This window comes from Sphingomonas sp. GCM10030256 (genome assembly GCF_042666415.1).
Lineage (GTDB): Bacteria > Pseudomonadota > Alphaproteobacteria > Sphingomonadales > Sphingomonadaceae > Sphingomicrobium.
Genome location: NZ_JBHTDI010000005.1, coordinates 1 through 812 on the forward strand (window position 1 = coordinate 1; position 812 = coordinate 812).

1 pseudogene is annotated in these 812 nt (G+C 61.5%); it reads left to right on the forward strand.

What is annotated here, in order from left to right:
• Nucleotides 1-33 precede the first annotated feature (33 nt).
• Nucleotides 34-667 (forward strand): annotated as a pseudogene (locus ACFQPG_RS12310) (tyrosine-type recombinase/integrase).
• Nucleotides 668-812: the final 145 nt, after the last annotated feature.

The following is an 812-nucleotide window of genomic DNA, read 5'->3' on the forward strand; positions in this document are numbered from 1 at the left end:
TCCCTCGGCCGCTGTTGGCCGAGGAGATGATCCATGGGACATTCGATCTACGACCCCGGACAAGACTGCCGCCCAGCGTGGAACGTTGGTCGGAAGCTCGGCGCGAAGCGTCCATTCCATCCCAAGCAGGTCTGGGCAGTGCGGTTCTGGCTCGAACAGGAGCATCGCCTCCGAGACCGCGCCCTCTTTGACCTCGCGATCGACAGCAAACTGCGAGGCTGTGATCTGGTGAAAATTCGGATCGGCGAGCTGGTGAGTGGCGCTCGAATCCGCCAACATGCCATTGTCATTCAGCAGAAGACCGGCAGGCCGGTGCAGTTCGAACTTCTCGAACCGGCGAGGACGAGCTTGTTGGAGTGGCTGGAGCGCCGAGGTGGTTCGCTCGATGACTTTGTCTTTCCCAGTCGGGCAGACCGATCCGATCACATCAGCACGCGCCAGTACGCCCGGCTTGTCGACGAATGGGTGACCGCCGTTGGGCTGCGGCGGGTGGAGTACGGCACCCACTCACTCCGGCGCACGAAGGCAGCCCTCATCTACAAACAGACTGGTAACCAAGCGGGCTGTTCAGATCCTCTTAGGTCACACGAAGATCGAAACGACGGTCAGATACCTCGGTGTTGAAGTCGAGGACGCTCTGACCCTGGCTGAGGCCATCGAAATTTGAGGGTGTAGGTGAGCTGGTCGAGGCCGGCTCACCGCTTCCGCGGAGTGCGTCCTCGGTGACCACTGCACAGCTCCAACAAGCGCCCGGCGAGCGGACCTTTGTTCGACTTCGCCTCATGTCTGCGGCTGGTGGGAAGCGGAAAGGC